Annotated in this window: 10 protein-coding genes and 1 pseudogene; 8 read left to right on the top strand and 3 right to left on the bottom strand. The window is 63.2% G+C overall.

Annotated elements, in window-relative coordinates; translation table 11 throughout:
- Positions 1-773, top strand: a 773-nt coding sequence (locus ACK4SV_RS15615) for a VWA domain-containing protein (protein ID WP_409918771.1), incomplete at its 5' end; no start/stop codon positions are given.
- 179 nt (positions 774-952) lie between these two features.
- The gene (locus ACK4SV_RS15610; RefSeq protein WP_409918770.1) at positions 953-1,420 is read left to right on the top strand and encodes a MaoC family dehydratase; all 468 of its coding nucleotides are present in this window, start codon (positions 953-955) and stop codon (positions 1,418-1,420) included.
- 157 nt (positions 1,421-1,577) lie between these two features.
- Here ACK4SV_RS15610 and ACK4SV_RS15605 read toward each other — a convergent pair whose 3' ends face one another.
- Both ACK4SV_RS15605 and ACK4SV_RS15600 read right to left on the bottom strand, forming a co-directional pair.
- Complete coding sequence (locus ACK4SV_RS15605; protein WP_409918769.1) at positions 1,578-2,942, bottom strand: L,D-transpeptidase family protein; 1,365 nt, start codon at positions 2,940-2,942, stop codon at positions 1,578-1,580.
- A 46-nt stretch (positions 2,943-2,988) separates the two neighbouring features.
- A complete protein-coding gene (locus tag ACK4SV_RS15600) occupies positions 2,989-3,666 on the bottom strand; it encodes a nitroreductase (RefSeq protein ID WP_409918768.1) in 678 nt (225 codons plus the stop codon).
- 185 nt (positions 3,667-3,851) lie between these two features.
- On the opposite strand from ACK4SV_RS15600, the pseudogene ACK4SV_RS15595 reads away from it, so the two are divergent.
- Together ACK4SV_RS15595 and ACK4SV_RS15590 are read left to right on the top strand one after the other, a co-directional pair.
- A pseudogene (locus ACK4SV_RS15595) lies at positions 3,852-4,160 on the top strand (MaoC family dehydratase N-terminal domain-containing protein); the annotation flags it as partial.
- A 57-nt stretch (positions 4,161-4,217) separates the two neighbouring features.
- Positions 4,218-4,700 carry a GFA family protein gene (locus ACK4SV_RS15590; RefSeq protein ID WP_409918767.1) on the top strand — a complete coding sequence of 161 codons (483 nt, stop codon included), beginning with the start codon at positions 4,218-4,220 and terminating at the stop codon, positions 4,698-4,700.
- A gap of 123 nt (positions 4,701-4,823) precedes the next feature.
- Here ACK4SV_RS15590 and ACK4SV_RS15585 read toward each other — a convergent pair whose 3' ends face one another.
- Positions 4,824-5,606: an SDR family NAD(P)-dependent oxidoreductase gene (locus ACK4SV_RS15585; protein ID WP_409918766.1), complete on the bottom strand. Its 783-nt coding sequence runs from the start codon at positions 5,604-5,606 to the stop codon at positions 4,824-4,826.
- 66 nt (positions 5,607-5,672) lie between these two features.
- Here ACK4SV_RS15585 and ACK4SV_RS15580 point away from each other — a divergent pair, with 66 nt between their 5' ends.
- The 4 genes from ACK4SV_RS15580 to ACK4SV_RS15565 all read left to right on the top strand — a co-directional run bounded on the left by ACK4SV_RS15580 (position 5,673) and on the right by ACK4SV_RS15565 (position 8,613).
- Positions 5,673-6,074, top strand: a complete 402-nt coding sequence (locus ACK4SV_RS15580; RefSeq protein WP_409918765.1) for a YkvA family protein — start codon at positions 5,673-5,675, stop codon at positions 6,072-6,074.
- Positions 6,071-6,709 carry a lysoplasmalogenase gene (locus ACK4SV_RS15575; RefSeq protein ID WP_409918764.1) on the top strand — a complete coding sequence of 213 codons (639 nt, stop codon included), beginning with the start codon at positions 6,071-6,073 and terminating at the stop codon, positions 6,707-6,709. The genes ACK4SV_RS15580 and ACK4SV_RS15575 overlap by 4 nt, the downstream gene beginning before the upstream one ends.
- 113 nt (positions 6,710-6,822) lie before the next feature.
- Complete coding sequence (locus ACK4SV_RS15570; protein WP_409918772.1) at positions 6,823-7,983, top strand: phosphoserine transaminase; 1,161 nt, start codon at positions 6,823-6,825, stop codon at positions 7,981-7,983.
- A gap of 108 nt (positions 7,984-8,091) precedes the next feature.
- Positions 8,092-8,613, top strand: a complete 522-nt coding sequence (locus ACK4SV_RS15565) for a GNAT family N-acetyltransferase (RefSeq protein WP_409918763.1) — start codon at positions 8,092-8,094, stop codon at positions 8,611-8,613.
- Positions 8,614-8,657 lie beyond the last annotated feature (44 nt).

Below are 8,657 nucleotides of genomic sequence, written 5' to 3'. Positions count from 1 at the left end.
CCAACAGGAAGGGACGCACCATGAAAATCGCACGCACACTGAGCGCCATAGCCGCTGGACTTATTCTCGCCGCCACCGCGCAGGCCAAGACAATGCCCGCGCCGTCTGAGCCGTCAGCGGTCAAATCCTATATCCTCCTCGACCGGACCGGCTCGATGTATCCGATCTGGGATGAGGCGATTGCCTCGGTGAATGCCTTTGCCGAAAGCTTCGGCAAGGACGCGCCCGGCGAGACCGTCGATCCGGATTTGCGCACGAGCGTGACGCTCGCTCTGTTTGATCATCATGGCGGCATGCAGTTCGATGTGCTGCGCGACAAGGTGGCGCCGGATGACTGGACGAAGCTGACGAATGACGAGGCGAGCCCCCGCGGCATGACCCCGCTGTTCGATGCCATCGGCCGGATCCTGACACGCGCCGAGGCGGACAATCCGGAAAAGGCCGTCATCGTCATTATGACGGACGGGCTGGAGAATGCCTCGCGCGAAGTGACGCGTGAAGGCGCGCGGGCGGCCATTGACCGCGCCCAGGCGCGCGGCTGGGAAGTGATCTTCCTCGGCGCCGAGTTTGCGAGCTTTTCCGATGCTGATGCGGTCGGTGTCAGCGCGTCACGCCAGATGGCCATTGGCCACGGCCGGATGCAGGAATCCATGGATTCGCTTGCCCAGAAGGCACGCTCCTATGGCAAGGGCGAAGCGCCGATCGTGTTCGATGAGGCTGACCGTGCCCAGGCTGGTGAGGAAGACGTCAAAGCGCGCCAGGGCAACCGCTAAAGGTTCCTGACGGGTCCCGAACCGGCTTCCCCCGCAGCAGCGGGACCTTCTGGGAGGAACGCCCGCTCCGCTTAAGGAGCGGGTTGTTCTGTTCAGGCGGCATGCTTTTCGCCGCGTGAGGCTTGCCCGCATCCGTTTCCCGCTTCAGGAACGAGCGTCGGAACAAGCGGGGCTTTGCCATGAAATATTATGAGGATCTGGTCGTCGGCACGGTCACGCGCTCTTCGCGCAGCTATACGGTGACGCGTGAGGAAGTGATCGAGTTTGCCTCGAAATATGATCCCCAGCCTTTCCACCTCGATGATGAGGCGGCGGCGAAGACGTTTTTCGGGCGGCTCTCGGCCTCGGGCTGGCATACGGCCGCGATGGTCATGCGGCTGATGGTCGACACATGGAAGGATCTTGAGCCGACCGCCGGGCTCGGCTCGCCGGGCATCGACGAGCTGCGCTGGGTCAAGCCGGTATTTCCGGGCGACGAGCTGAGGGTGGAGATGGAACTCGTCAGCAAGCGCCGCATGAGCAGCCGGCCGGACATGGGCATCTCGAAGTCGAAGCAGACCGTCTACAACCAGAAGGACGAGGTCGTGCTGACGATGCTGTCCAACGGGCTGATCCAGGTGCGAAATCCGAAAGCGGTAGAGGGGTAGGGAGTCCTGTTTGCTTGATGTCGTCACGCCCGATGGCCGACAGGCCATCTGGGCGCCCATCTCCTCATCTCACCCAGCGCCGAAATACCTGGAGATGGCCCCCCAGATGCGCTTTGCGCATCGGGGGTGACGGATGGGAGGGGGAACTCGCGAGTCCTCAATCTTCGAGACTCTCGGACCCATTGCCTGCCGCTTCGTCCGGCGCATTGCCCGCCAAAGCGGGCAGCAGGGCCGCGTCGAGGCTGTAGACATCCTCGGCGTAGGTGATGGTGCCATCGGCGGCCGGGAAGGCGGTCAGATAGACCATGTGGATCGACACGGGCGATGACAGGTTGGCGCGGGTCTCGGTATCGGAGCCTTTGGCCGCATCGATCTCGGCCTTGCCCCAGCCGGACGTGTCCTCCAGCAGCCATTCGGACAGCGCGGCGATGTCCTCCACCCGGATGCAGCCGGCGGACAAGGCGCGGTCTTCCTGATCGAACAGTTCGGTGTGCGGCGTGTCGTGCAGGTAAATGGCGTGCTCGTTGGGGAACATGATCTTCACCTGGCCGAGTGCATTGTCCGGCCCCGGCGCCTGGCGGAGCCGGTAGGGGAAATCGTCGGCGGAGATTGTGCTCCAGTCAATGTTTGACGCATTCACCGGCTTGCCCGACGCATCGAGCACCTTGTAGCCGAGCTCCTCAATCTCGCCGGGGTCGTTCTGGAAGTCAGGAAGCTTGTCCCTCCGCGCCATGCTGGCGGGAACATTCCACCACGGACTGAACTCGAGATAGGTGATGGTGTCGGAAAACTCCGGCGTCTGACGATCTTCTTCGCCGAAGATCGCGACGTGGCGCGAGACTTCGGTGTCGCCGGTGAGGGCTACAACCTCGAAGGTGGGAATGTTGGCGTAGATCTGCCGTTCGGTGTTCTCGCGCGGCAACCAGCGCAGCCGTTCAAGGCTCGCCCGCAGGCTGGCCATGCGTGCCTGCGCGGCGGAGGCGGCTTTGGCGTCCGCCGAAGTCAGCGGGCTTTGCTGATGCGCCGCAAGTTCCGTCTGCAGGGCCGCATAGAGGGAAGAGGTGGGGGCAAGCGCGTCGAGGGCGGCGCTGTAGGCTTCCGCGTCCGAATCCGTGGGCAGCGCGTCGAAGGTTTCGGCTAGCGCCGCGTCCGCCTCGAGGCGCGGCGCGAGCGTTTCCGCGTCGATCGCGCCGCGGCGGAGATGCGTGGCTGCAAGCAGCCAGGCATCGCGCGGGCTGGCGTCGCTGCGGGTGTAACTTGCGGGGTCGAGGCCATGCGCGGCGAGCGCGTCGAGCGACTGCAGAATAGCGCTATCTTTAGAGCCGGTTTCGTCCTCGCCACAAACCTGCTGCGCCGTGTCCGTACTTGCCGCGGAGCCGGCGGGACAATTTCCCTCCGGCGCGGCCATTGCGGCTTGATCTGCGAAGATGTACATCGAGACCGGCAATGCGGCGGCGAACAGAAAAGACTTGAGGCGGCTGGGCGGGTTGCACCAGCCGGCGAAGGGGGACTTCTGGGTCATAAAGGCAGCCTCCTTGGGGCTTACCCTGATCCTGACATCTGGCGTCCTAGTCCTGAAACCCTCGGAATACCGCAGCTTCGTCCACGGACTTTCGCGTCGAGATGACCGCGTTCGCCGGGAAGGTGTCGTCCGGCCAACCCATCGCCACACAGGTCTGGATCACCTGATCGTCCGGGATGCCGGCCTCGGCGCGTACGACCGGGCTCTGCATGATGCCCTGCGAGTTGATCACGCAGCCCAGCCCGCGCGACCAGGCGGCATTGACGAGGCAATTGACCACGCCGCCGCAGTCGAAGGGCGCGATGTCGCTGCCCTGGATGGATCTGTCATAGGTGACGACAATCGAAACGGGCGCATCGAACTGGCGGAAGCCGCGCAGCACCCAGTCATGGCGCTTTTCCTTGTCCTCGCGCGCGATGCCCATGGCGCCGAAGAGCTGCTTGGCGATCTCGATCTGGCGTTCGCGGTGGACGCCTTCATAGCCGGGGCCCATGCGGAACTCGCGGCTGTCAGGGACGCCGGCGAGGTTGCGCTCGACATTGCCGGCACGGATGCGGTCCAGAACCTCGCCCGCGACGACATAGAAATTCCAGGGCTGGGTGTTCAGTGAGGTTGGCGCGCGCATGGCGAGTTCGAGGATCTCGCGGATCAGCGCCTGGGGCACGGATTTGTTGAGATAGCCGCGAATGCTGCGCCGGCCCCGGATCACCTCGTCAAAATCCACGTGTCGCTCTCCCGTCTGAATCAACTCTGCAGACTTTTAGCGCCGTCTGGGCGGCTGGCAGCCCCTGCCGCCACGTGAGGGGCTTGCTGGATCACTATGTTCATGTATTGTTCTGGTGGGGCAGAAGTGGGGACGCGAGATGACAGACTAGCTGGACGGCGAAATAAAACTTCTTCGGTCACCCGTCCGCCTCCGGCTGGCATACCGGCGCGATGGTGATGCGCCTGATGGGCGATACCTGGAAAGATACAGAGTCGGCGGCTGGCCTCGGCTCGCCCGCAATTGATGAGCTGAGATGGGTGAAGCCCGTCTATCCGGGCGACGAACTTTCCGTCGATATGGAGCTGATCGACAAGCGCCGCTCGAAATCCCGCCCCGACATGGGCCCCACCAAGACACGCCAGACGGTCACCAACCAGCACGGCGAAATCGTCATGACCATGATCTCCAACGGCTTCCTGCGCGTGCGCGAATCGTCAGCCCCCATCGACTAGCAAACGGGTTTCCCGGAACACAGGCCCGTTGTAGTCTTCGGCTACGGGAGGTGGACGATGACCCAAAAACTTGAAGGCGGCTGTACGTGCGGCGCGGTGCGCTACCGGCTCAACCGGGCGCCGATGATCACGCATTGCTGCCACTGCACCTGGTGCCAGCGGGAGACCGGCTCGGCTTTCGTCATCAATGCGGTGATCGAGTCGGCCGAGGTCGAATTGCTGGCCGGTGCGCCGAAGGTCACCCTCACCCCCAGCAACAGTGGCCGGGGTCAATTGATCGCGCGCTGCCCTGAATGCCAGGTGACCGTGTGGAGCCATTACCCCACGGCGGGGGAGGCGGCAGCCTTCATCCGTGTGGGAACACTGGATGACAAATCGGCACTCACACCGGACGTTCATATCTTCAGGTCTTCGGCGGTCTCCTGGCTGGCGCTCACCGATGGCAAACCTGCCTTCGACGACTATTATCCGGACCACCTCGCCATCTGGGGACCGGACGCGATGGCGCGCTGGGAAAAACTGATGGCCAGCCGGAGCTGAAAAGAAAATGCCCGCTCCGGAGAGCGGGCTTTCCCAGATCCAGTTCTCAAAGGGGAGAATCCCACGAGCAAGGCGAAGGCGCAGCCGCCCCGCCGTCAGGCGGGAACAGCGGCGAGCATAAAATCAACGAGGCGCCATGCGAATCGCGCCGTCGAGGCGGACGTCTTCGCCGTTGAAATAGTTGTTGCGCACCATTTCGGTGGCCAGCGAAGCAAACTCGTCCGGATTGCCAAGACGCGGCGGGAACGGCACCTGCGCGCCGAGGGCCTGTTTCACCGGTTCCGGTGCAGCCGCGAGCAGCGGCGTGTTGAAGATGCCCGGCAGGATCGTGTTGACGCGGATATTCTCGCGCGACAGGTCCCGCGCGATCGGCAGGGTCATGCCGACAACGCCGCCCTTGGAGGCGGAATAGGCGGCCTGGCCGATCTGGCCATCCTCGGCGGCCACGGAGGCGGTATTGACGATGGCGCCGCGATCGCCGCAGGGCAGGGGCTCGAGGCTCATCATACCGGCGGCGGATTTGGCGATGCAGCGGAAGGTACCGACGAGGTTGATCTGGATGATCAGGTTGAACTTATCGAGCGGGAAGTGGCTGATTTCACCGGAATTCTTTTCCCGGCTGGCGGTCTTGATGGCGTTGCCGGTACCAGCGCAGTTGATCAGGATGCGCTCCTGGCCGATTGCGGCGCGGGACTTCACAAAGCCCGCATCGACAGAGGCTTCATCGGTGACGTTCACTTCGCAGAACACGCCGCCGAGTTCCTTGGCCAGGGCCTCGCCTTTTTCGGCATTCAGATCGAACAGGGCGACCTTGACGCCGTAGCTGGCGAGCTTGCGGGCGGTCGCAGCGCCGAGGCCGGAGGCGCCGCCGGTAATCACGGCGGAGATATTAGAATTGAGTTCCATGGGGCACTGCCCTCCTTGCTTTTCGTTGACTGGCGTTCTGGAGTATAATGACCCTAGGAGAGCGCAATGTCTGACGCAGCGGAAATCATCGAGACAGTCAAAGGGCAGGGGGATATCTACCTGCCAAAATCGATTTGCCGGAACGAACGCCGGGCGCAGGGGCTGTTGCCGAAAATCGGCAAGTTTGCCTCACAGCTGCCTTTCGCCGACGATCTGGTGGCGGCCTGGTTCTGCGCGCGCGACCCGCTTACGCCTACCAAGGCGAAAGCCGTGCTGTTTGCTGCCGCCGCCTATTTCGTCATGCCGGTGGACCTGATCCCGGACGCCATCGTCGGCCTCGGTTTTACCGATGACGCGACCGTGCTGGCGACGGCGCTGAGCGTTGTCGGCGCGCACGTCACCGAGCGCCACCGCGCGATGGCCCGCAAGGCGCTGAAGCTGCCAGAACCGGTGCGGGATACGAAGTGACCCTCTTGCTGGCGCTGGGCCTCGCGGGCCTGCTCGCAGCCGTATATGGCTTTACCCTGTCGCGCGCGCCGCCGGGCCCGGCCAAGCTGATCCTCAAGATTTCGGGTATGCTGATCCTGACAGGCCTTGCGGCCTGGATGGGCGCGCCCTGGCTGCTGGTGGCGGGTCTTGCGGCCTCCACGCTGGGAGACGCCTTCCTCGCTGGCCGGCCGGAACGCTGGCTGATCCCCGGTATGGCGGCCTTCTTCACGGCGCATGTGTTTTACGTGATCCTGTTCTGGTCCGCGGGGCAGGTGAGCGGGGACGCGCTGAACTATGCTGCCCGCGCGGTGCTGGTGCTGGCGGGGGCGGGGTATATCGCCTGGCTGTCGCCCTCGCTGGGGGCGATGCGCTGGCCGGTCTTTGCCTATGGCGCGGTAATCCTGGTGATGGGCGCAGCGGCAATTGCCTTGCCAGCGGGCTACGGCCTCGTGCTGATCGGCGCACTGATGTTCATCCTGTCTGATGCGATTCTCGCCAATGAACTCTTCCGCCGGCCAAGCGGCGAACCGACCCGTTTCTGGCCGTCCATCTCCTTGTGGCATCTGTATTTCTTTGGCCAGGCGGCCATCCTTCTCGGATTTGTCCTGAGATAGGCCGCAGAAAATCCCGTTTGTATCTGCACGGAAACTATGCGAATGACGCGGCGGGCCAGGCGCCCCCAACGGCGCCCAGCCTATCTGTAAGGATAGGAGTAAAACAGATGAACGTGACCACCGCCAAGCCGGCCGTGCGCCCTGCCTGCCCGCATTTTTCGTCGGGCCCCACCGCGAAATATCCGGGCTTTTCCCTTCAAAATCTCGTGACTGCCGCCCTTGGCCGCTCGCACCGTTCGGGCGACGCCAAGAAGAAGCTGAAGGCTGCGATTGACCGCACACGGCTGATCCTCGGCATTCCCGAAGACTACCGTGTCGCCATCGTGCCCGCCTCCGATACCGGCGCGGTTGAGATGTGCATGTGGTCGATGCTCGGCCCGAAGCCGGTCGATGTGTTCGCCTGGGAGAGCTTCGGGCAGGACTGGGTGACCGACGCGGTCAAGCAGCTGAAGCTTGAAAACTGCAAGACCCATGTCGCCGATTACGGCCAGTTGCCGGACTTCGCCAAGGCGCGCGATGACGCCGATATCGTGTTCACCTGGAACGGGACGACTTCCGGCGTGCGCGTGCGCAATGCCGACTGGATCAAGCCGAACCCGGACCGGGTCGTGATCTGCGACGCGACGTCTGCTGCGTTCAGCCAGGACATCGCCTGGGAAAAGCTCGATGTGATCACCTATAGCTGGCAGAAATGCTTGGGCGGGGAAGCGGCGCACGGGATGCTGATCCTGTCGCCCAACGCCGTGAAACGGCTTGAGAGCTACACGCCGGACCGGCCGCTGCCGAAACTGTTCCGTATGACCAAGGGCGGCAAGCTGGACGAGGCCTTGTTTGAAGGCGCGACGATCAATACGCCGTCGATGCTGTGCGTTGAGGATTATCTCCTCGCGCTGGACTGGGTCGAGCGGATTGGCGGGTGGAAGCGCGTCAAGGCCCGCTCGGATGAGAGCCTCGAAATCCTCGCCCATTGGGTCAACAAGTCGAACTGGATCGAGTTCCTCTGCGAGGATGCGGCGGTCCGCTCGAATACCGGCGTCACCTTCCGGATCAAGGATGCACGCGTCGCGGCCTTGGATGAAGACGGCCAGCGCGATTTCATCAAACGCATGATGAAACGTCTGGAGACGGAGAATGCCTGTTTCGACGCCGCTGGCTATGCGAAGGCGCCTCCGGGGCTGCGGATATGGGTCGGCGGGTCGGTCGAACCGTTGGACGTGAAGAAGCTTCTCCCCTGGCTCGACTGGGCCTTCCATGAGGAAGCGGCGAAACTTTAGCAATTGTCATCCCGGCCGGAGCGCAGCGAAGAGCCGGGACCTTCCGCCTTTTGGCAACAAGGTCCCGGATAGCTGCTTCGCAGCTTCCGGGATGACAGGGACACCAGGATGATCACGCTTCGCTCCGCAACCCCGTCAGACCTTGCCCTCATCCTTCATTGGGATGAGCAGCCGCATGTGCAGGGCACAGGCGGGGATGATGACTGGAACGCGTGGGACTGGGAAAACCAGCTGGGGCGCGATGTGCCCTGGCGGGAATTCCTGATCGCGATGCTGGGCGACCGGCCCATCGGCTTTGTTCAGACCATCGACTGCCGTGAAGAGGAAAGCCATTACTGGGGAGACGATTGCCCGGAACATTCCTGGGCCATCGACATCTGGATTGGCGAAGCCGACTGCCTCGGCAAGGGTTACGGGACGCAGATGATGCATCTGGCGTTCGAGCGCTGCTTTTCCGATCCGCTCTGCCAGCACATCCTGATTGATCCGTTGGCGGATAACACCACCGCCCACCGCTTTTATGAATCTCTCGGTTTCAAACTTCTCGGGCCGCGCACTTTCGGACCCGACCAATGCCTCGTTTATCAACTCACCCGCGCCGACTGGCGCAATGGAGAACGCAATGCCTAAAGTCCTCATCGGAGACACGCTCTCCCCCGCCGCCGTCGAAATCT

Origin of the sequence: Hyphomonas sp., from assembly GCF_046313735.1 — a bacterium.
Classification (GTDB): domain Bacteria; phylum Pseudomonadota; class Alphaproteobacteria; order Caulobacterales; family Hyphomonadaceae; genus Hyphomonas.
Note: the sequence above shows the minus strand (reverse complement) of the source record. Positions and strands in the feature narration are given on the sequence as shown.